Consider the following 22889-nt stretch of genomic DNA (forward strand, 5'->3'; position numbering starts at 1 on the left):
AAGCAAGATAAGTTATTGCAGAACAAGAAAAGAGGACTCTAATGGATATAAAAAGAGTGATCATAGTCGGAACGGTAGTTGTAGTGATGTCTTTCGGAAATGCTTGGACTAGTCTTACCGCTAATGCAAGTTCGCCTGTTAAATGGTCCACCGCAGAGGTCGCGGATCAAGACGAATTATTGGAGGTACTTAACCAGCCAACGGACGAGGATCTATACGAGGCCATATATGACGGTAAGTCACTTCAAGATATTGCATCAGAACAAGGCCAAGATATTGAAGCTGTAATCGATCTACAGGTTGCCCAGCTAACGGATCAATTGGATTCACGGTTAGCCGCTGGAAGCATAACAACCGAGCAGTATGCGGCATATAAAGCGGAGCTGAGGGACATCGTTTCAGATAGTGTCCATACTTCCTTCGGTTAAGGGAATACATACAGCGACGCTGTAACATACACACAAAAAAACCGGCTAAATGGATCTTCCATTTAGCCGGTTTTTGTATATTTAACACTTATTTTATAACAGAATCCCTAAGTTCCTATCTTGTTCTCTCTGTTAATCTCCAGAATATCAAGGAAGAATACAAAGATCGGAATCCCCAGAATCAGACCCCATACCCCGAGATAATGCTCAGAGAATAACAACACGATAAACGTATAGAACATAGGCAAATTCATTTTGGATGACATCAGTTTAGGATTTAGGAAGTAGCCTTCTACAAAATGCAGTACGGCAATCATTGCCAGTACGTATATCGTCATGACTAGGCCACCAATATTGTAACCAATAATACAAAGTGGGATTAGCGAGATAACAAAACCTACTACCGGAATTAAACTGAGCAAGAAGATCATAATGGATAATGCGAAAAGGTAAGGAAAACCTAAAATCCAGAGTCCGATCACCGTAAAGCATGTATTAAACAACGCGATCAGAATTTGTGCTTCGATCACTTTTCCGAAAGAGGAGATAAATTTTCTGCCAAAATACTCAAGCTCTACATAGAACCAAGAGATTTTGCTCTCTTTAAGGCGGGAAGTGAAACTAACGATCCTGTTCTTCTCAAGTATAAATACAAAGCTCAAAATGGTTGATAAAACAAAGCTGGTGCCCCAATTGCTTATTTTCAAGACATATTCAATACCGTCTTTCATGTACGACTGATAGTTCAAATCCTTAAGCTGGGCGAATATATACTGCACTATATCATTCTGCGGGATGTTCTCAGGGGTCAAATTGGTCAAAAAATTCGTTAACTGTTTAATCTGTATAAAAACCTTAGGCAGATAATTAACGAGGGTTATGACAACTACAGCGATTAAGGCAAGGTATAGAATAACAATAATCACTTTGCTGTTAACTGCTACATATTTGTTAATGCGCTTCGTGAGCAGCACTTGAAAGCTATTCATTACATACGCAATCAAAAACGTCAACAGTACCAAATTAAGCATATCTCTAATGCTGAATAGCAGCAGAGCAACCAATCCTAAAATCAAAAAACGCCGGACCGTTAAATTTGCGTAATAACGCTTAAACAATTCCATCAGTTCTCTCCATTCGCCTACCAATTAGTACTCTGTTTATAGTCTACAGTAAGGAATTCACTTATAGCAACTAGTGATTCGCCTAAAATGACGAATTTACTCACTTTTTGTAATCTCATCATCAATAAAAGTGACACTTTTTATGCTCCTGCATCCATATGAGTCAATTCAACGATTCGGCGTTTCGGATCATATTTCATATCTATATGCAGATCTTTGCATAATTGATGAAATGGAACCATCAAGGTTCCCTTCCTCATTTCAGGAGAATTCCTTACCATATTCACCTTTTGGTTGTTCAAGGTCAATTCCATAGGCAAATCGATATGCTTCATCTGATCAAGCGTCAACGCAGCGGTAAGTGTCTCACTTCCCCCGTTAATTCGTGCGGCATTCCGATCCGCTCTGGTGTTAATCCCATCCTCAATTTTGAAGGTCAGTGAAATCCCCAGCGAATCACAAACAGCCAGCAATCTGTCATTGTAGGACCCATAAGGAAAAGCAATCGCCGAATCCGTATTGCCCAATTCTTCCTTCAGCCTTTGCTCCGCCTTAGCCAGATCACGTGTAACTCTGCTGTAGTATTCGACATTCATCTCATTCCTGTTCTCATCATCAACATATAACAAGGCACTTGCAGCTGGCCGCTGCCCGCCCTCGGCATCGACAATCCCATAATGGTGCAAATCATAGGTATGACTATAAAATCCCATCCCAGCATGCTTCATTTCCCGCATTTGCTCCCAAGTGAGCTTCGGTACGCTATTCGGATCTGGGTGATCTATTGTAGATACGATAACAAAATTGACGGCTGTATATCCGTATTTTTGCAAAACGGGGAACGCCAATTTATAGAAACTCTCATATCCATCATCAAAGGTCAGCAGCACTGCATTGTCCGGAACTGCGCCGTTATTCAGCATAAATTCACGGTATTCCGCCATGGTGATCACATGAAAACCTTCCTGCTTCAGCAGATTCATTTGATCATCAAACCGATCAACCGATAACACCCAAGGAAACTGTGGCATGGGCTTCTCAGAAAGATGATGATACATCAGCACAGCCACCTGATCTCTGTAGTAAATACCTTTTGGAAGAGGTCCGGATTTCTGCCAGCCGATTTGTGTATTTAGTGCCTGTTCAGCTACCGCCTTCGGGATCATAAGATCATCAGGCGAGGCTGGATTGGCAGCTATCGTCTTTATCATTTGACCATTTACGTTAATAGTTATTGTTGAAGGTTCACGTTGTGTATTCAAAATAGCAGCAAGGCTCAGCAGTAGAACTATGACAACAAGCAGCATATATTTTTTTGTTTTCAATCTCAGAATCTCCTTAACAACATTTCTTGTCCCTATGTAACTATATATTTTATGGAAGTTCCACCTGCTATTGGTTACATTTTCTTCTTATTTTTGTTTCTTTATCATAAAAAAGAGGGCGAACCTCAAGCCTGAACCGGCTTAAGGAACACCCCGCAAAAATGGAGATCTATATACAATTATGTACATCTATATGTGATTGTAGACGGTCTAGGACCTTCTCTTATCTGCGAAGTAATTCTCTTCCCCAAGCTCGTCCACGAACTGCTGCAGCCAATGATAATATTGAACGGCATGCTCCAGCTTCTCCAGATCCTTCAGGCAGAATTGCCGCTCCTCCTCAGACGTATCCACGGCTTGAACCAATCCCTCCAGCTCAGGAATGACAACGTCTAAAGCGTGCTTCATGACATCAATCTCCCGCTGCAGCTTCATCCCAAAAAAGTTCTTAAAGGTCTGAAAGAAATCTGTTTCCACTGCATACAGATCCTTTCGGTCCCGCTTCTCCTCCAGCTTAGTGACCATCTTGGAGGCCATCAAAGAACGGACTCCATAGCTCATATTACTCTTGCTCATATTCATCACATTCTTCATCTCTTCAAGCGTCATCGGACGGTCTTCAAAGAACATAATTCCATACAGCTGCCCGAATGAATAATTCGCACCATATAGGTCCATCGTCTGAGCAATCGCATCGATCATCGGACGCAGCAGCTGCTCGCGTGGAGATAAGTCTTTATTCTCTTCACCAAAGGCTACCTGTTTCATAGCTGCACCTTCATTCCACTTAGAATCTACCCTTCTATTTTACACAAAATAGCAACTACCTGCGCTAATCTCTTAATTTTTTACATAATCTCGCATCGATCTTTACGTCCACTTGACCACGCAGCCGCTCGATGAGTGTACAATTTTTTTTGAACGGAAGAGCTTTCCTCAGAATTATACCGCAAAAAACAGAAGATGGAATGGGGTATCGACAGAATAATGAAACGTTCGAGATTTATAGGGGAGTTGAAACCGGTGCTCTTCACCTTGCCGGCAATGATTCCATTGCTTCTATGTAGAAGTGTATAGCGATAAAGTGCTTGTCCGGGGCAGAGATTTTAAGACAGGAAGCTGGATTGAGGCTGCACACTATGAGGTATTTTACCCAGCGGTAAGCGTATATTAAAGATAAGCATTTAAGCGAGAAATATAACAAAAAAACGATTGTGCACAGGGAGTCCTTCCCCGCAACAATCGTTTTTTACTGTAGCTATTCAGCTTAACGTCCAATCGGTGCAATCCGGTAGACAGCTGTATCTCCAAACGCTGCCTTCGTATCGCTCTCGATCTGCCAACCGAAGGATAACACAGAAGCCAAACGTTCCTTCTCGGCCAAGGTTAAAGCCACCTCAGCGGCTTCCTTACCTTCCTCAAGCTCCAGAGCCGCTTCTTTGCCCAGAGCTACCCATATCCAGCTGCGAATCCCACGAATCGTGTTGTATTTAATCTGATAGCCTGTCTTCACCGCTTGCCCGAACAACTCCGGCTGCTCTGACTGCAACGTAGTCAGCTGCTTATAATCAAATTGGTATTCGCTCTCGTCAACGGGCAAATCGCCCTCTGCCACTTTACGAAGAATATCCTCATCAGACCACCCCAAGGAGCGGAGTGATTCCACCAATAACGCATCCCACTGGGATAACTTTACCCGGTTTAAGTTCTCTGACATTCTGATCCCTCCCAATCTATATATAGAGTCTAATCATACCGTAAAATCATAAGCAACATAATGGCCCGGACTTACTTCCTGTAGTGTGGAAGTCTCAGCTCTGCCATACTCTTGCGAATATCCGTCTAAAATAATTCTCTGATTGGCCCGCCGGGGATCCGTCTCCAAGATGGAAGACAGCAGCGCCTTTGTATAAGGATGAATAGGATTCTCGTACAGCTCATCACTTTCGGCTACCTCCACTAGACGACCGCCATACATCACGCCGATCCGGTCAGAAATATGCCGTACCATCGACAGATCATGTGCGACAAAGAGATAGGTCAAGCCGAATTCGGACTGCAAATCCTCCAGCATGTTCACTACCTGAGCCTGGACAGACACGTCCAGCGCTGAGATCGGTTCATCACACACAACAAATTCAGGTCTTACGGACAATGCTCTGGCAATCGAAATCCGCTGGCGTTGGCCACCGCTGAATTCATGCGGGAAGCGGTAGAGATGTTCTCTTTTTAAACCTACCTTTTCCAGCAATGCCGCAACAGCTTCTTTGCGTTCTTCACCTTCGTGGATACCGTGGATTTTCATCGGCTCACTGATCAGATCAAGCACACTTAAGCTTGGATTAAGTGATGAATAGGGATCTTGGAAGATCGACTGAATGCGTCTGCGAAAAGGTTTTAGCTGCTTCTCTCCAAGCTTGCTCAGCGGCTGCCCGTCAAAAGACACTTCACCGTCTGTGTAGTCATATAAGCGCAGCAAGCAGCGTCCAACCGTGGACTTGCCGCTTCCCGACTCTCCAACCAGCCCAAAGGTCTCTCCCTGTCGTATCTGAAAGCTTACGCCATCTACTGCCTTAAGCACCGATGTATCGCGTCCCCACATATCCTTGCCTTTGGAGAAATGTTTTTTGAGATTATTTACGTCCACTAGAATCTTATTGTCACTCAACCGAACCGCTCCCTTCAACGCCAGCTACGGCTGGAGTCTCCTGCACACCATCTGCTAACCAGCACATCGAACGGTGACCGGGCGATAATTCGATTACCGGAGGACGTTCGCTGCAACGGGCAAAAGCATTAGGGCAACGTTCCATAAAGGGACAGCCAGAAGGAGGATTCAACAAATCCGGAGGTGTGCCTTCGATTGGAATTAGACGTTCACGCGATTTGCCGTCACGTTTCGGAATGGAGCGAAGCAGACCTTTCGTGTAAGGATGCTGTGGGCGATAAAAAATATCCTCCACCGTACCTTCCTCCATCACTAGTCCACCATACATTACGATAACCCGTGTACATACCTGAGCCACCACACCCAAATCATGAGTGATCAGCGCTATAGCTGTACTGGTATTATTTTTTAGCTCTTTAAAAAGATCAAGAATTTGGGCCTGTATTGTTACATCAAGCGCAGTTGTCGGCTCATCCGCAATCAATAGCTCTGGCTGGCAGGAAAGAGCCATAGCGATCATGACCCGCTGCCGCATCCCGCCGCTGAATTCATGCGGATACTGCTGCAGCCGCTGCTCAGGATTATTAATGCCCACCTGCCGCAGGATACTTGCTGCCTCTTTAAACGCTGCTTCCTTATTTAAGCCGCGATGCCGCCGGATGACCTCCGTAAGCTGCTGGCCGATTTTTTTCACAGGATTAAGAGAAGTCATGGGGTCCTGAAACACCATCGCTATGCGGTTACCGCGCAGTTTTCTCCACTCTTTTTCCGAAAGGTTAGATAAATTGTCACCACGAAAATTAATATTTCCAGCGATAATTTTACCCGGAGGTGTAATCAACGACATAATCGCCTTCGCAGTTACACTTTTCCCGCTTCCGGATTCACCAACAATCCCTACCGTTTCTCCAGCATCTATATGAAAGCTAACGCCACGAACTGCCTGATTCTCTCCATCCCGAGTTTGGAAGGAAACCTTCAAATTCTCAACAGACAATAGCCGTTCCGTCATGATGTCTTCACACTCCTATCTTCGGATCAGCTTCGGTTCAAAGCCAACCCGCAAAATATCGCCCAGAACATTAAAGCTCAGAACCGTTAATAGTATCAATAACCCCGGGAACAATGCCAAATAAGGTGCCTGAGCGATATATCCCTGCGCATTGTTAAGCATACTGCCCCAAGTGGCATTCGGAGGTTGTACCCCGAACCCAAGGAAGCTTAGGGACGACTCCATCATAATCGCGGAAGCGATATTATTCGTCGCACCTACAATCACAACAGGTACTAGCCCCGGAAGAATATGACGCCAAATAATTCCGAAGTTGCTCTGGCCGGAAGCTTTTGCATATAGTACATATTCCCGTTCTTTAATCGTCATCGTCTCCGCACGAATCACACGGGCAATGTTCATCCACATTAATAGAGCAATGATTAAAATGATGTTTCCTACACTCGGCTTCAAAAATACGCTGAGCAGCAGCAGCACAAGGAAAGATGGAATGGACATCACTACATCAAGCATCCGCATCAATAGATTATCAATCCATCCGCCAAAATATCCACTGATTACGCCCACCGTCACACCTATACCCGTGGCAATGATCATTGAAGCAAAACCAACTAGCAAAGATACCCGGCCACCATACAAAGCTCGGGCAAAATAATCCCGGCCGTAATCATCCGTACCAAACCAATGATCCGCCCCGGGTGCCTTCAAACGTGCCAAAACATCCATTGCATTCGGATCATGTCCGGATAAAAAAGCAAATATAGAGCCTAGTGTGAAGACGATTAAAGTAATGAGGGCTGCGACACCCAATTTATTCGTAAATAGCTCATCTCCAACACTTTTCCATTTACTGCGATTCATGAGGTCACCTCGTTAATTTAATTCGTGGGTCCACGAAGCTATATAGAATATCCGCGACCAGATTGCCGATGATCAGCATTAAAGAAGAGAACAAAGTTATTCCCATAATTACGGGATAATCCATCCCTTTAACCGCAGTCATCCCTAAAGAGCCAATACCCGGCCATGAAAATACCGTCTCCGTTACAATTGCACCCGCCACCAGATCACCCATCGACATCCCGAGCAATGTAATTACTGGCAACAGTACATGCTTAAGCACGTGACGGAACAGAATCGTTGTCTTGCTGGATCCAAAAGCATATTGAATCTGCACATATTCTTCTTTTAGCTGTCCAATCGTACTAGAGCGGATGTATCGTACGTAACCGGCCAGAAATCCAAACGCCAATACGGCGCAAGGCAAAATACCATGCTTCAATACATCAACCGCTGATTCCACACCAATGGTTCGCATCCCCATTATAGGCAGCAGGTGCAGCTTAATTGCGAATAAGTACATAAGTAAGATGGCCAGCCAAAATAAAGGCACTGAAATTCCGATATAGGATAAAAAATTAATTACTTTATCCACCCAGCGGTTCCGGTTAGCTCCAGCAAGCAGACCCATCGGGATCGCCAACAGAACGGCTAAGCCGATTGCACTGCCCATCAAACCTGCTGTTGCAGGTAAACGTTCTAGAATTTGCTCCAATACAGGCTGATGATTCACAAGGGAATAACCGAAGTTGCCCTGCAGTACTTCTTTGATCCATATAAAATATTGAATGTAGGCTGGCTTATCCAGCCCAAGGTTATGCCGGATGCGCTCAATATCATCCGCGTGCATATTCGGCGTAACGAAGGATAGTACCGGATCCCCCGGAGCCAGCTTAATCATCGCAAAGCACACAACCGAGACAAAAAACAGCATCGGCAGGGTTTGCAGTAATCTTCGGACGATAAGTTGTCTCATACGTATATTCTCCCAGTTCTATATCGGTAAAAAAATAAGCTGGATTGACCAGCTTATTTTTTCCCGTTCTTATTTAAGGTAGATTTTCGATAAATCTTCAAAAATAACGACAGGCTTCAAGACTGCTTCTTCTAGACCGCCGTAGTTCTTGGAGACAGCTACAATAGTCTTAGTATTAGCAATTGGATAAATCGGTGCATCATCAGCAATGATCTCTTGGATCTTCTTATAGATCTCACCACGTTTAGTTACATCTGCTTCTCCTGCACCATCATTGAACAACTTATCGACTTCAGCATTATTATAATGCGAGTAGTTAGAGTCTGCAGTAGAAGTATACAAAATTCTGTAAGCATCAGGATCGTAACCCATAATATAACCTGCAATCGCAAGTTCAAAATCTGTTGAATTCATATCACTGAACTTCTGGCCATATGCCGAGGCATCCATATTTTGCAGTTCAACTTCAGCGCCAATGGCCTTTAGCTTTTGCTGCACGTATAGTGAAATGGCTTCCTGAGCTTTATTACCGCTCGATACAATCAATCTCAATTTCAGATCGCTAACCCCTGCCGATTGCAGAAGCTCTTTGGCTTTTTCTACATCATTATCAAAAGAAGGTACGTCATTAGTATAGAACAATGCATCCGGAGTCAAAAAGGACTTCGCCGGGTCTGCATACTCATTAGAAGTATAAGCAGCCTGAATGATTTCATCACGATTTAGGGCTAAAGACAAGGCTTGACGAACTTCTTTTTTAGCAAGAGCACCTCTATCACTGTTTGCATTGAACAACAGGTAGGACAATCGGCCTTCACTATAAGGCAGGATTTCGAAATTGTTCGAAGCCTCAATCGTTCCAACATCCTGTGGATCTAGATACTTAATGTTGATCTCACCATTCTGAAGTGCGAGATTCGCAGCATTCGTATCTTTAGCAATCCGGTACGTTATAGAATCAAGATGTGGTTTGCCGCCAAAGTAGTTATCAAATCTCTCGAGTGTAACATATTCGCCTGCTTTGTATTCTTTAAATTTAAATGGGCCAGATCCAACCGGAGCAGCATTCTTGGTGCTTTTCTCTAGATCCGTCTCATTCTCAAAAATATGCTTTGGAATCGGAAATACTTGCACTAGTGTAGCTTCAAAAGCTGGGCTGACCTGCGGAAGCTTGAACTCTACAGTCAGATCATCCACCTTAACTGCCTTAACGGGTTTATCACCGATGAATAAGTTCGCTCTCAGCATGCTGTTTTGCTTCTCATCGAGGATGCTATCAATCGTGAACACGACATCGTCAGCTGTAAGCTTTTCTCCGTCATGCCAAGTTAGTCCACTTTTCAGTTTCAATGTATAAGTCAGGTTATCTTCGGAAAGTGTCAGGCTGTCTGCCAAGTAGAAGGTCTTCTCTCCGTTATTCACTTGGAACAATGGCGCGTAGAGCGCTTGGTCAATCGTCAGACTGACACGATCACCTGCATAGTTCGGATTTAGAATGACAGGATCTGCAGCGACCCCAATAATTAAGTTGCCGCCATCTTTTGGTTCAGTGCTTGCTGTCGATCCTTCAGTAGCCGTAGGCGTCTGATTTGTATTTGTGGAAGCGGCGTTATTTCCCCCGGAGCACGCGCTAATCAAAAATGTTAACAAAACCAAAGTAATAACTCCAGATAATCCTCTACGCATAAGTTTCTCCCCCGTGTCTATATTGTCTTTGTTTGTTTTTATATTGTATATCGGGATACTAGGAATTACAATGGATAGCATTTCACATTAATGTAATATTGAGGGAACTGATAATTTCCACCTTTTTCATGACATCCCCACGCCTTAAAGTATCCACAGGGTCCATACCTGAAATGACTCTTCCGAATACAGTATGCCAAGGGTCGCAATAATCAAACTCTGTTCAGCCACCAATATGAGCTTCAGTCTTCGCTGTCTCTTCCGGTGCAATCAATTTCCTCAGCATCCTCATTCAGCAGAGGTCGGTATTCACCCTTTCCATCATCCCAGAACACATCCGCACGAGGATTCATGGCCAGTAACAGATTGATTAACTACTGAACTTTTAGTGGTGATTTATCCATAGTCTCATTCCTGTGCTCATCTGGCTGCGTTCTTATCTAATTATCCGGTAATTGTACAGCAGATTCATCAAAATTAATATATCTAAAAAGTTCAATTTATCCAACTCTCATTTCTCATTTACTATAAGAACTTTGCGAAATAAGGATTATTACTCTCTCACTGTAAATATATTGAGAACATACCTATACCTCTCGGAAGAAAGGGAGAGTCCCCCAAGGAGGCCGCAATGAATAAGACACGCGTATTAATCGGCAGCCCGATCCATCAAAAGCCCAATGTATTACGGGAATTTCTGAATTCCCTGCTGCGCTTGAATATCGAGCAAATCGAACTGGATTTCCATCTGATTGATGACAATGATGATGAGGAATCCAGCCGGCTGCTCCAGGAATTTAAAAGCAAGGGCGAGCATATTTTTATTCAAAGCTCCGGCTTTAACGATGCGTACATTCGCAATGATACGACTCACTATTGGAATTCTGATTTAGTCTGGAAAGTCGCCAACTTCAAAAACCTCATGATTAACCGAGCGCAAACCCTGAACTATGACTACCTGTTCCTGATCGACTCTGACCTCATCCTCCACCCAGATACGCTAAGACATCTAATAGGGACGAACAAAGATATTATTTCAGAGGTATTTTGGACACAGTGGCAGCCAGATACCATGTTTCAGCCGCAGGTCTGGATGCATGACGAATATAATCAGTGGGAGATACTTCCCGGCGAAAAACTGCAACCCGAGGAGATCAACCGCAGATTTCATGAATTCATAGCCAAACTCCGCAATCCTGGAATCTATGAAGTGGGGGGTCTCGGCGCTTGTACATTGATTAGCCAGCATGCGATAAAAGCCGGGGTGAGCTACAATCAGATCCGGAACATATCATACTGGGGCGAGGATCGCCATTTCTGCATTCGTGCCGCGGCCCTTGGCATCCCGCTATTTGTTGACACCCATTATCCTGCCCTTCATTTGTACAGAGATAGTGATTTGAACAAGGTTGAAGATTTCATCAGAGAAACAACAGGAGTAAAAGCTGAATCGGCACCCACACCCATCGAGGAAAATTCCAATGAGGCTGCAGCTGCTCCTATAATCAAAAAGCGTCCCAAGCTAACCCTTACCATGGTTGTAAAAAATGAAAGCGGGCGCTTCCTGCGACAGGTTCTGGAGGAACACCGCAAATATATCGATGAGGCTGTCATTATTGATGACGGCAGCACCGACAATACAGCAGCTGTCTGTCTGGAAGCACTTGACGGCATTCCCGTTCATCTCGTGCATAATACCGAATCCAAGTTCAGCAATGAAATTGAGCTGCGAAAACAGCAGTGGGAGGAAGTCCTAAAGACAAATCCCGAGTGGATTCTGAGTCTGGACGCGGATGAGATCTTTGAAGCCAGCTTTGCAGAAAATATAGATTCCTTGCTGTATGCAGATGGGGTCGATCTGTTCTGCTTCCGCCTTTACGATTTATGGAACGCGAACCATTACAGGGAGGATACCTACTGGCGCTCTCATCTGAACTACCGCCCTTTTTTGCTTCGCTATAAAGAAGACTTCAACTATGTATGGAATGAATCCCCACAGCACTGTGGGCGGTTCCCGGAAAATATTTTCGAGCTGTCTCATCAGCTAAGCAATCTGCGGCTCAAGCATCTCGGTTGGTCCAAAGCCGAGTTCCGGCTGGAAAAATATCTGCGTTATATGCTCCTCGACCCCGACGGCAAATACGGCTGGAAAGAGCAGTATATGTCCATCTTGGATGAACAGCCTCATCTAATCCCTTGGGTGGAGTGAGGCTTACAATAAAAAGGGCGTTCACAAAACCGTTAGGGTTTTATGGACGCCTTTTTTTTATTCAGAACTCAATTCAGAACTCTGTGGCCCATCGACTTCTGGCTTCAGAATGGTTACTGTCAGCCCGTTGCCGGATTCATCCACCTGAATAACTGATCCCTCTGCGGCTTCACCAGCAATAATCGCACGCGCCACACGTGTCTCCAAGCTTCGCTGGATAAATCTTTTCAACGGTCTTGCCCCATACACAGGATCAAAACCTTCCTTAGCGATAAAACGCACCGCCGATTCAGTTAATGCCAGCCCGATCTCCCGTTCTGCCAGACGTAGACGCAATCCATCCACCAGTTTGTCCACAATTTTCTCGATCTCACCCAGTGTCAGCGGCTTGAACATTACAATGTCATCCACCCGGTTCAAGAACTCTGGACGGAAATGACCACTCAGTTCCTTCATCACTCTATCCTTTGCAGCTTCCGTGAGCTGACCGTTTTCATCGGTGCCTTGAATCAGATAAGGTGAACCGATATTGGAAGTCATAATGATGATTGTATTCTTGAAGTCAACCATTCGGCCTTGTGAATCAGTCAGCCGTCCATCATCAAGCAGCTGCAACAGAATGTTAAACACATCGGGATGCGCCTTCTCCACTTCATCGAGCAGCACTACAGTATAAGGCTGACGCCGCACAGCTTCCGTGAGCTGCCCGCCTTCCTCATATCCAACATATCCTGGAGGTGCGCCGACGAGACGGGAGACACTATGCTTTTCCATATACTCCGACATATCTATACGGATCATGCCATCTTCGCGGTCAAAAAGAGATACCGCAAGCGACTTAGCGAGCTCAGTCTTCCCTACCCCCGTCGGGCCAAGGAACAGGAATGAACCAATCGGGCGATTCGGATCTTTGATTCCCGCTCTTGCCCGAAGCACGGCATCGGCCACCAAGCTGACAGCTTCGTCTTGGCCCACTACCCGTTCATGCAGCGTATCCTCCAGACGCAGCAGCTTATCCCGCTCGCCTTCTACCAGTCGGCTAACTGGAACGCCGGTCCAGCGGGAGACAATATCTGCGATTTCCTCTTCAGTAACAGCCTCACGTAGCAATCTTGTATCCTGGTCTTGCTGTGCCGCTTCTTCCGCTGTTTTCAGCTGACGCTCCAGATCAGGAATAATGCCGTAGCTCAGTTCGGCTGACTTATTAAGATCATATTCCTCCTGTGCATCGACCAGATCCTTACGTGCTTGCTCCAGCCGTTTTTTGAGGTCGCGAATCCCTTGGATGGCCGACTTCTCTTTCTCCCAGCGCGCCGTCATTCCTAGCTGCTTCTCCTTCAGGTCAGCGAGCTCGCGCTGCAATATTTCGAGACGGCGTTTGCTGGCGTCATCGGTTTCTTTTTTAAGCGCTGCTTCTTCAATCTCCATCTGCATCAGGCGGCGGGTCACTTCATCCATCTCACCCGGCATGGAGTCTATCTCTGTGCGGATCATGGCGCAAGCCTCGTCCACTAGGTCAATCGCCTTATCCGGTAAAAATCGATCCGTAATATAACGATTGGACAATACCCCTGCGGCTACTAGGGCGCTGTCATGGATTTTGACCCCGTGGTGGACTTCAAACCGCTCCTTCAGACCACGCAAAATGGAGATCGTATCCTCTACATCGGGTTCGCTCACGAGCACCTGTTGGAAACGGCGCTCCAGCGCAGGGTCCTTCTCTATATATTTGCGATATTCATTGAGCGTTGTGGCACCGATACAGTGCAGCTCACCCCGGGCCAACATCGGCTTCAGCATATTGCCCGCATCCATCGAGCCTTCGGTTTTACCTGCGCCCACAATCGTATGCAGCTCATCAATAAAAAGAATAATGCGGCCGTTACTTTCGCGAACCTCCCTCAATACCGCCTGCAGGCGTTCTTCGAATTCACCACGGAACTTGGCGCCTGCCACAAGTGAACTCATATCCAGTGAAAAAATCGTCTTATCCTTCAGCCCCTCTGGTACGTCTTTGCGCACGATCCGGTGGGCCAAGCCTTCCACAATGGCTGTTTTCCCTACACCTGGTTCACCGATCAGCACAGGGTTATTTTTCGTTTTACGGGACAAAATCCGGATTACCCGGCGGATCTCGCCATCACGACCAATGACTGGATCAATCTTGCCCGCGCGAACCTCTGCTACAAGATCACGGCCGTATTTCTCCAGCACCTCATAAGTAGCTTCTGGCTCCCGGCTGGTTACCCGCTGATGTCCACGAATCTCAGCAAGCACCGACATCAGCTTCTCACGGGTCAGCCCACGGCGGACAAAAAGATCCCTTAGCTCACGATTCTCCCCGCTCGAATCCGACACCATGGCCAGCACCGCATGCTCCACAGAAACAAACTCATCCTGCATCTTCGCCGCTTCCTTCTCCGCCTGCTCCAGCAGATGAATCAGCGATTGCGAGGCGTAACGCCGTACCGTGCTTGCTCCTGACCCGCTGATGCTCGGCTTGCGTTGAAGCAGTTCATCTGTGCTGCGCATCAGCTCAGCCACAGGGATATTCATCTTTTGCAGCAATCTTGGCAGCAATCCTTCTTGCTGCTGAAGCAACGCTTTTAACAGATGGAGATTATCGATCTCCTGATGACCGCTGTCTGATGCCAGCGACTGCGCCGCAGCTACTGCTTCCTGCAGCTTTTGAGTTAATTTATTGAAATCCATAGCTCTCTCACCTTTCTATTTAAGAGTGATTATATTAAATCGGCCTTTTTGGCCGGGGATAGGTTAATTTAGTGGGATTTATCCCGCTTATTTCGAGTAACTAGCTGGTTTGCACTCATTCTGCGGGATTTTTACCGTTCTTTTCGAGTAAATAACTGGTTTGCGCTCATTCTACGGGATTTTTACCGTTCTTTTCGAGTAACTAACTGGTTTGCGCTCATTCTACGGGATTTTTACCGTTCTTTTCGAGTAACTAGCTGGTTGCGCTCATTCTACGGGATTTTTGCCCTCTTTTCGAGTAACTAGCTGGTTTGCACTCATTCTGCGGGATTTATACCGTTCTTTTCGAGTAACTAGTTGGCTTGCGCTCATTCTACGGGATTTATACCGTACTTTTCGAGTAACTGGCTGGTTTGCGCTCATTCTGCGGGATTTTTACCGTTCTTTTCGAGTAACTAGTTGGTTTGCACTCATTCTGCGGGATTTTTACCGTTTTTTTCGAGTAACTAGTTGGTTTGCACTCATTCTACGGGATTTTTACCGTTCTTTTCGAGTAACTAGTTGGTTTGCACTCATTCTACGGGATTTTTACCGTTCTTTTCGACCTACGAGCCCCATTCGGCACTTTCGAAGGCACTTTTGCTTCTCTTTTCGCACATCGAGCCTCATTCAGCGCTTTCTAAGGCACTTTTGCTTCTCTTTTCGACCAACGTGCCCTCTCCAGTACTTTCTAAGGCATTTTTGCTTCTCTTTTCGCACATCGAGCCTCATTCAGCGCATTCTAAGGCACTTTTGCTTCTCTTTTCGACCATCGTGCCCAATTCGGCGCTTTCTAAGGCACTTTTGCTTCTTTTTTCGCACATCGAGCCTATTTCGGCACTTTCGAAGGCACTTTTGCCTTTCTTTTCGACCAACGAGCTTAATTCAGCGCTTTCTAAGGCATTTTTGCCTTTCTTTTCGACCATCGATCCCAGTTTGGCACTCTCGAAGGCACTTTCGAAAGCACTTTTGGCACTCTTTTCCCACCATAGTTCCGACTTTCACCGTTTGAGCGAAACGTTCATTTATAGTTAGTGGCTAAATAAGTTACTGTTCTGCAACTAGCATTCAAATCACCTTATTCACCAACCAGAGTTGATCACAAACGAGTGAAATCACCTCACCTCTACCTCTTCTACCTATCTATTAATTACCCACTTTCGCCTTCTGCCGCTGGGTGCCAGTGCTTTGACGTTTAGCTCTGGCTTCGAAAGGGCTGGAGTCTGCCAGCTTTCCGTAGAGATTTTTCTCCGCTTCGCTGATAGGTTCAGGGATAACAATCTCAATTCCAAATAAAATATCGCCGTTCGCACCATTCTCACGTTTTAAGCCCTTGCCGGGGATACGTAGCGTTTTGCCGCTCTGAATTCCTGCTGGAATCTTCAATTTCACGGCGCCGCCCCCCGGTAATGGAACCTTCACTTCTCCACCCAATACCGCTTGCCAAGGAGCGATTTCAACCATGCCATATAAGTCGCCATCGCGAATCTCATAAATATCATGAGGAAGAATATGAAGTGCCAGCAACACGTCGCCACCCGGAGTGTTTCCCGCGATTTTAATAATTGTACCCTCATAGGATCTAGGCGGAATGTTCACATCCACCGTTTTGTCACTGACCTGTACTCTTACAGTGGCACCTTTATAAGCCTGCTCCAAGGTAATATCCAGCTGCGCCTGCATGGTACTACGGGCCTCGCCCCACGGATTGCCATTCGCACGCCCCGTTCCACTTCCCGAGAAAAAATCAAAGCCAGCCCGATCCGCCGAGCCCCGATTCCCAAAAAACATCCCGAATAAATCTTCCTCCGAAATACCAGAACCTCCTGTTGAATAAGTTCCACCGTTCCAGCTTCCACTTCCACCAAAGTTTGAATCCCAAGAGGAGGCTCCACTCGCCGCCCCTCCACTAGCTCTGCCACGTTGAGCTCCATAAAGCAGCTCTTCATCATAGAGTTTCCGTTTATCCTCATTACCAAGCACTTCATAGGCTTCAGCTGCTTCTTTGAATTTCGCCTCTGCCTCAGGGGCTTTGTTAACATCGGGATGCCACTTCTTGGCAAGCTTCTGATAAGCCTTTTTAATTTCCTGTTTAGTAGCTTTTTTGCTCACACCCAAAGCATCATAATAGCTTTTACTAGCCACTCGCGCTTCCTCCTTTCCATCCCTATTCTCATATTGACCACCATTGCACTCCGAGAAAAGACGCACCATAGCCGGAATCCTCCACTACAATGCGCCTTCTATTCATAACACTATATTAAAAGCCCGCTGCCATCTCTAAAAGACTGAGCGGAAGTTCATTCCGCTTAATTTATGCTTATTCAGACTGCGAACCCGTAGAATTAGAATCTCCGTCTTGAATCTCGATGCGTTTACCTTGCATTTTTTGCCGTTTGGGAACTTCCAGCTTCAGCACTCCATCTTTCAAAGACGCGCGAATTTCTTCCTCGGCAATATCTTGAACATAGAATCTGCGCACATATTCACCATATCGGCGTTCTCTGCGTACAATCTGATGTTCACTGTTCTCCTCGGCATTTTCTTCCTTACGTACCGCTTTAATCGTCAAATAAGGACTGGCATAATCAATGTCGATTTCTTCTTTTTTCAAACCAGGAAGTTCAGCTTCAATCAGGTAAGCCTGCTCACTCTCACGAATATCTGTTCTGAAGGACATCGTGGAGCTCTTAATCGGTGCAAAAAAATCATCATTAAAAACATCATTCAAGGACTTAGCCAGCACACCAAAAGCATCATCTCTACGTTTACCAAAAGGAACCATATCAAACATTATCCATTCTCCTCTCATTGACTTTGACTTTATTTGACCTATGACCTTATTATAGTCCCCTACCCGAGGAATAACAAAACCGATTTAAGCCGATTATCGCTCAAATTCAGGCGAATTAGCTGATTTTCCACAACAAAATTAGTTCTTTTTATTTATTTGACCAATTTTGACCTTTGTTTGATCTTTCGTAAATGACACCTATATAATCATGATCCAACTTGCAGTACGATTATTATATGTTCAGACCTTCCGTTCAATACAAGCCATTAGCTTCTAATCATCTTCACGCCAGCTTTTAAACAGAGTTTTCTTACGATCTATCAAAATTTAACGATTTAAAGATGAAGCCAGCAGAAGTGATATAATGAAAGACAACTAAAGACCATTTTCGTTACAGGAGACCAATTGTATGCAACCAACCTATCCTATGGATGATACGCAGTGGAGTAAGCTCATCCAAAATGTCGCCTATTATTTCGATGATCTTACCCTCAAGCGGGGGTTCCAATATTATAAACAAAATCGAGTGCAGCCGTTTACTATGACGGAGCCTCGTAAGATTAACGCTCTAGTTGAAGGTAGAGAGGATTACCGCGTCACCATTGATCTCGACGGCTTCACCAATTGTCATTGTAATTGTCCAGTATCAGGTCATTGCAAGCATATGGCTGCCGTGCTGTTGAATTATGCCGAACAACAAAATAGATCTGTACAGGTTTTGGCTAACGCTAAAGCTGCATCCTTTTTGCCTAAAATATCAAGTACAGCAACAAGTACTTCTATTGGAGCCGATGCAACTCGTCAGCAGCAAATGAAAGAGATGGCCAACCGCATCGCTAGCGGAAAAATAATGGAGTGGCGGGAGTATTTTGAATTCTGTATCTCCCCTCTAGCCCATACTACCCGAAATCCTGAATATGTGAGTCGGGCCTTGTCTGCAATTAATAAATTCAAACCAAAAATGCTTCCGGAAACGGAGAAGCTGTTCACTCTGCATGCTCATCTTTATCTGTTGGAAAAGCTCGCTAAGCCTTCCACGCAATCCGTCGGTCAGGCCGCTTACGCCCCTTCTCTTGGTTATTACACACAGGTAGCAGTCTCAGAGCTACAGGAAGTAATCACAGGTCTTTTAAAAAAGACACTTCCGCTGTCCCCCGAGCAAGAGCAGGATCTATGGCCATACGTCATCGATACTTTATCGTATCTGCGGCGCGAGATGTTGACGGAGTCGCGGGATCGCTCACGGGATCAACCCTCTTTTTCTCTTAGCTATGATCTGCTGTGGAGAAATTGGATTTATCCGAATACAGGTGGAACTAAGCTTTACCTGAATGAAATCGAACAGCTGCAGCAAGCAGAAGGTGAATTAGGCGCTTCCCTGTCACAACATGCTTGGCTGTTAGCTCAGAGCCGCATGTATTACTATCTGATGGATGACCAGAAGGCTTGGGACTTACTGAATAAGGCTGCCGAACGCCCGGGTCTCCATCCCGATGAGCTCATGAGCTTCACCTCTCCGCTGCTGGATGCAGGGGATTGGTCCCGGTTGGTGGGTTGGCTTGTTCAGATCGGTCCACTGCTGAGCAGCAGACTCTATAATCTCAATAGCTATTCAACCAGTTGGGAAGAAGCTGTTCGCCACCTGCCTGAAGCTGAGCTGCAAATGTGGGACACACTAGCCACCATGTTACCTATCTCTGGCGAAGTCTATGAAGAGAAGCTAATCACCTATGAGAAATGGCAGACCTGGATGGATTATCAGCTGTCCATCGGTAAACAGCCCTCCGAATTTCGTGTCAAAGACCTCCAACCGGTGGAAAAGAATGCACCTGAGGTTCTGCTGCCCTTTTACCATCAGGCCGCCGAAAGATTCGTGCTGGATAAGAACAGACATAGCTACAAAGCGGCTGTGAAATTATTGAAACGATTATCCAAGCTGTATAAAAAGCTGAAACAAGAAGAACGCTGGGAAGAGTTCCTCACTGCCTTCGCCATTAGGCATAGCAGGCTCCGTGCGCTGCAAGAGGAGCTTCGGAAAGGAAAGCTAATACCATGAACATGCATTTACGCACGCTAACCATCCGGCTTGCATTAAGCCAGTATGGCGATGCTTTAATATTTGGAATGAATGAGCGCGAAGATCTCGTGCCGGGCTTGCAGCTTAAGCAGCGGCTTTTCGCCTGGCATGAGGCGTCTTTTTATGGTACGGAGTTAACCGTGCAGCCCGCTGGCGAAGGCGTGGAGCTAGTGATTCTCCCTGCTGAGCAGGTCATCCCCTTCTTTGCCGAGCAGAAGCTTTTGACGCATATCGAATGGAGCTGGGAGGGCGATGCCGCCCACCTCACAGAACTGGCGCCACTTCTGGCTATATGTCTGGAGCACAAACAGTATATTCCCGACATCTCCGCCTACCGCGCCGGGAGGCTGCAATGGACTTGGGACGAGGGGGCTCTTGCGCAGGTGGCAGTGGACAGTGACACTGCTAAGGGAGCCCTTGAGGCGCTAAATGGCGGCAGCGAATTTAGCCGTGGATTACGTGCGGCGTTCTCTGCCGCCGTATCGCAGCGCTATTACAGCACGGAGGCCGAGGCCGGCGACCTCCGCAGCGAATTCCCGCTTTTCTTCGATAGAAGCGGAGCACTTGCAGCGGGCATGGATACCGCTGCGTGGCTTATCGCCATTGGCTGGAAGGCGGACACCGCGCCTTTCCGGCCCGCTCTACAGCTGCTGGAGCCCGATGAGGATGAATCCTATTGGCGGCTGCAGCTGATCCTTCAGGACAAGCGCGATGAATCCGCGCTTGTTCCCATCAGGCTCGCCGATAACGGCGAGCCGTACGGCTTGTGGCCGACCGCGTGGTCGGCTCACGTGCATGAACGGGCCGCGGGATGGCTGGAGCGCCTCCGCGGCAGTCTGCCGCCCGAGCGCTTCGCGGCGGGCGGCGATGTGCTGGCCGAACCGCTCAGCGATACCATCGCCTGGCGGTTCTTGACGGCCGAGAGCCAGCGACTGCTGGAAGCAGGCTGGCAAGTGCTGCTGCCGGCGTGGTGGGAAGCCGCCAGCCGGAAAAAGCCGCGCCTGCGCGCGAAGATCAGCTCCGGCGAAGACAAACGCAGCGGCGGCGAGTCGCTGTTTGGTCTCGATTCGATCATCGATTTCGATTGGCGAATCTCCATCGGCGATGCGGATCTCACTGAAGCCGAATTTGCCGAGCTGGTCGCAAGAGGGGAACGGCTCGTCCGCTTCAAGGGCAAATGGGTCTCACTCGATCCGGCTCTGCTGGCGCAAATCCAAAGAGCCATGGCGGGAATGGACAAGTCGCAAGGCTTGTCCTTCCAAGACGTGCTTCAGCTCCACTTGCTAGGAGCTGGTGAAGAGGCAGACGCTGAAGCTACGGAAGAGCAGCTGCAAGAAGATGCCGCGCGTCTGCGTCTGGAGGTAGAGCTGAACGAGCATTTGATCAGCCTTATCGGTCAGCTGGGCCAGCGCTCAGAATGGCCTAAGCCGCCCGTACCCACAGGCCTTAAGGCGGAGCTGCGCACCTATCAGCATGAAGGATTCGCCTGGCTGACCTTTCTGCGCCGCTTTGGGCTGGGGGCCTGTCTAGCCGATGATATGGGACTAGGCAAAACAGTACAGCTCATCGCCTATCTGCTACACATCCAAGAAAACACGGATGCAAGCTCAGCCCGGCGGCAGACCGACCCACCAGGCTGGCCTTCATTGATCATCTGCCCGACCTCCGTGTTAGGCAATTGGCAGAAGGAGCTGGAACGCTTCGCGCCTTCGTTGAATGTTATGCTTCATTACGGAAGCCGCCGTCTGGACGCGGGATTCTTCTATGGCGCAGCTTCGCAAGCCGATGTGGTACTGACCTCTTATGCGACTGCTGCGCTTGACCAAGAGCTACTGAAGGAATTTACTTGGGCGACGATCTGCCTGGATGAAGCTCAAAATATCAAAAATGCCCAAACCAAACAATCCGCAGCTGTACGTAGTTTTCCAGCTCTACACCGGGTCGCCTTAACAGGGACGCCGATAGAGAACAGATTATCCGAGCTGTGGTCCATTTATGATTTTATAACCCCAGGTTATCTGGGCAGCGCCAAATCTTTTAATGACCGATTCACGAATGCTATTGAAAAGGAACGCGACGCGAAACGTACAGCGGACCTACAAAATCTAGTAAAACCCTTCATGCTGCGCCGCAAGAAAAAAGACCCTAATATACAGCTCGATCTACCTGATAAAAATGAAATGAAAACCTATGTTCATCTGACAGCCGAACAAGCGGCGCTTTACGATCAAACCGTAAACGGACTGTTGGAACGGATGAAGAAGCTGGAAGGCATTGAGCGCAAAGGGGCAATTCTCGGAGCTCTGACCGGGCTTAAGCAGCTATGCGATCACCCGATGCTTGTGACAAAAGAAGCTATCCCTGAGCTTGATACGGACAATAAACTGGATACCAGCTTTCTTATTAACCGCTCCTCCAAACTCGAAAGACTGCTGGACATGGTTAAGGAGCTGCGCGCGGAAGACGAGCGCTGCCTGATTTTTACTCAATATGTGGGTATGGGAAAAATGCTTCAGGCGGTTCTCCAGCAGGAGCTGGGCGAACCCGTCCTTTATTTGAACGGAAGTACCTCCAAACAGGCGCGCGACCGCATGATCGAGCGGTTTCAGACACCAGCCCCTTCGGCGGAAGATGGGTCTACACGCCCAGACACATCGCCGTCTGATCAGCCGAATGTTTTCATCCTTTCACTCAAAGCTGGGGGAGTTGGCCTGAACTTAACTGCAGCCAATCACGTATTCCACTTCGACCGCTGGTGGAATCCAGCGGTGGAGAATCAAGCAACTGACCGCGCTTACCGCATGGGCCAGACTCGTGATGTGCAGGTGCATAAATTCATCGCCCTGGGCACACTCGAAGAACGGATTGATGAGATGCTGGAGAATAAACAGCAGCTCAGCGATAATGTGATCTCCAGCTCGGAAGGCTGGATTACCGAGCTGTCCACTGAGGCTCTGAAAGATCTCTTTACCTTGCGTAGAGACTTAAATGACTAGCAA

17 protein-coding genes and 1 pseudogene are annotated in these 22889 nt (G+C 46.9%); 4 read left to right on the top strand and 14 right to left on the bottom strand.

The features are described from left to right. Positions 1-41: 41 nt before the first annotated feature. A complete protein-coding gene (locus tag MHH63_RS22700; RefSeq protein WP_038568262.1) occupies positions 42-428 on the top strand; it encodes a hypothetical protein in 387 nt (128 codons plus the stop codon). A gap of 107 nt (positions 429-535) precedes the next feature. Here the strand turns inward: MHH63_RS22700 and MHH63_RS22705 are convergent, their stop codons facing one another. The 10 genes and pseudogenes from MHH63_RS22705 to MHH63_RS22750 all read right to left on the bottom strand — a co-directional run. Continuing rightward, the gene (locus MHH63_RS22705; RefSeq protein WP_076101160.1) at positions 536-1552 is read right to left on the bottom strand and encodes an AI-2E family transporter; all 1017 of its coding nucleotides are present in this window, start codon (positions 1550-1552) and stop codon (positions 536-538) included. A 140-nt stretch (positions 1553-1692) separates the two neighbouring features. Then, entirely contained in the window at positions 1693-2877 is a 1185-nt protein-coding gene (locus MHH63_RS22710) for a polysaccharide deacetylase family protein (protein ID WP_248549159.1), read from the bottom strand. 210 nt (positions 2878-3087) lie between these two features. Continuing rightward, positions 3088-3645 carry a GbsR/MarR family transcriptional regulator gene (locus MHH63_RS22715; RefSeq protein ID WP_076101159.1) on the bottom strand — a complete coding sequence of 186 codons (558 nt, stop codon included), beginning with the start codon at positions 3643-3645 and terminating at the stop codon, positions 3088-3090. Between the two features lie 499 nt (positions 3646-4144). Continuing rightward, positions 4145-4594, bottom strand: coding sequence for a hypothetical protein (locus MHH63_RS22720; RefSeq protein ID WP_339189166.1), 450 nt, complete (start codon positions 4592-4594; stop codon positions 4145-4147). 33 nt (positions 4595-4627) lie between these two features. Continuing rightward, complete coding sequence (locus tag MHH63_RS22725) at positions 4628-5545, bottom strand: ABC transporter ATP-binding protein (RefSeq protein ID WP_280753353.1); 918 nt, start codon at positions 5543-5545, stop codon at positions 4628-4630. Further along, positions 5538-6557, bottom strand: a complete 1020-nt coding sequence (locus MHH63_RS22730; protein ID WP_076127008.1) for an ABC transporter ATP-binding protein — start codon at positions 6555-6557, stop codon at positions 5538-5540. Before MHH63_RS22730 ends, MHH63_RS22725 begins: the two co-directional genes overlap by 8 nt. Before the next feature lie 15 nt (positions 6558-6572). Further along, complete coding sequence (locus MHH63_RS22735) at positions 6573-7418, bottom strand: ABC transporter permease (protein ID WP_036687295.1); 846 nt, start codon at positions 7416-7418, stop codon at positions 6573-6575. 4 nt (positions 7419-7422) lie between these two features. Further along, positions 7423-8373, bottom strand: a complete 951-nt coding sequence (locus tag MHH63_RS22740) for an ABC transporter permease (RefSeq protein ID WP_076127007.1) — start codon at positions 8371-8373, stop codon at positions 7423-7425. A gap of 69 nt (positions 8374-8442) precedes the next feature. Further along, complete coding sequence (locus MHH63_RS22745) at positions 8443-10059, bottom strand: ABC transporter substrate-binding protein (protein ID WP_076127005.1); 1617 nt, start codon at positions 10057-10059, stop codon at positions 8443-8445. 82 nt (positions 10060-10141) lie between these two features. Next, positions 10142-10255, bottom strand: a pseudogene (locus tag MHH63_RS22750) (peptidylprolyl isomerase); the annotation flags it as partial. A 435-nt stretch (positions 10256-10690) separates the two neighbouring features. Between MHH63_RS22750 and MHH63_RS22755 the strand changes: the two are divergent. After that, positions 10691-12268 carry a glycosyltransferase family 2 protein gene (locus MHH63_RS22755; RefSeq protein WP_280753354.1) on the top strand — a complete coding sequence of 526 codons (1578 nt, stop codon included), beginning with the start codon at positions 10691-10693 and terminating at the stop codon, positions 12266-12268. 57 nt (positions 12269-12325) lie between these two features. On the opposite strand, the gene clpB is transcribed toward MHH63_RS22755, so the two are convergent. The 4 genes from clpB to MHH63_RS22775 form a co-directional block, all read right to left on the bottom strand. Next, the gene (clpB, locus tag MHH63_RS22760; RefSeq protein ID WP_339281562.1) at positions 12326-14980 is read right to left on the bottom strand and encodes an ATP-dependent chaperone ClpB; all 2655 of its coding nucleotides are present in this window, start codon (positions 14978-14980) and stop codon (positions 12326-12328) included. Positions 14981-15747: 767 nt separating this feature from the next. Beyond that, a complete protein-coding gene (locus MHH63_RS22765) occupies positions 15748-15945 on the bottom strand; it encodes a hypothetical protein (protein ID WP_248549168.1) in 198 nt (65 codons plus the stop codon). 220 nt (positions 15946-16165) lie between these two features. Further along, entirely contained in the window at positions 16166-17164 is a 999-nt protein-coding gene (locus MHH63_RS22770) for a DnaJ C-terminal domain-containing protein (protein WP_280753357.1), read from the bottom strand. A 175-nt stretch (positions 17165-17339) separates the two neighbouring features. Continuing rightward, positions 17340-17813 (bottom strand): Hsp20/alpha crystallin family protein, encoded by a 474-nt coding sequence (locus MHH63_RS22775; protein ID WP_076220418.1) that lies wholly within the window; start codon positions 17811-17813, stop codon positions 17340-17342. Between the two features lie 409 nt (positions 17814-18222). Here MHH63_RS22775 and MHH63_RS22780 point away from each other — a divergent pair, with 409 nt between their 5' ends. Together MHH63_RS22780 and MHH63_RS22785 are read left to right on the top strand one after the other, a co-directional pair. Then, positions 18223-19869, top strand: coding sequence for an SWIM zinc finger family protein (locus MHH63_RS22780; RefSeq protein ID WP_280753358.1), 1647 nt, complete (start codon positions 18223-18225; stop codon positions 19867-19869). Next, on the top strand, positions 19866-22886 hold the full coding sequence (locus tag MHH63_RS22785; RefSeq protein WP_341172135.1) for a DEAD/DEAH box helicase: 3021 nt from the start codon (positions 19866-19868) through the stop codon (positions 22884-22886). The genes MHH63_RS22780 and MHH63_RS22785 overlap by 4 nt, the downstream gene beginning before the upstream one ends. Positions 22887-22889: the final 3 nt, after the last annotated feature.

It is taken from the genome of Paenibacillus sp. FSL H3-0310 (genome assembly GCF_038002785.1).
Classification (GTDB): domain Bacteria; phylum Bacillota; class Bacilli; order Paenibacillales; family Paenibacillaceae; genus Paenibacillus_AQ; species Paenibacillus_AQ odorifer.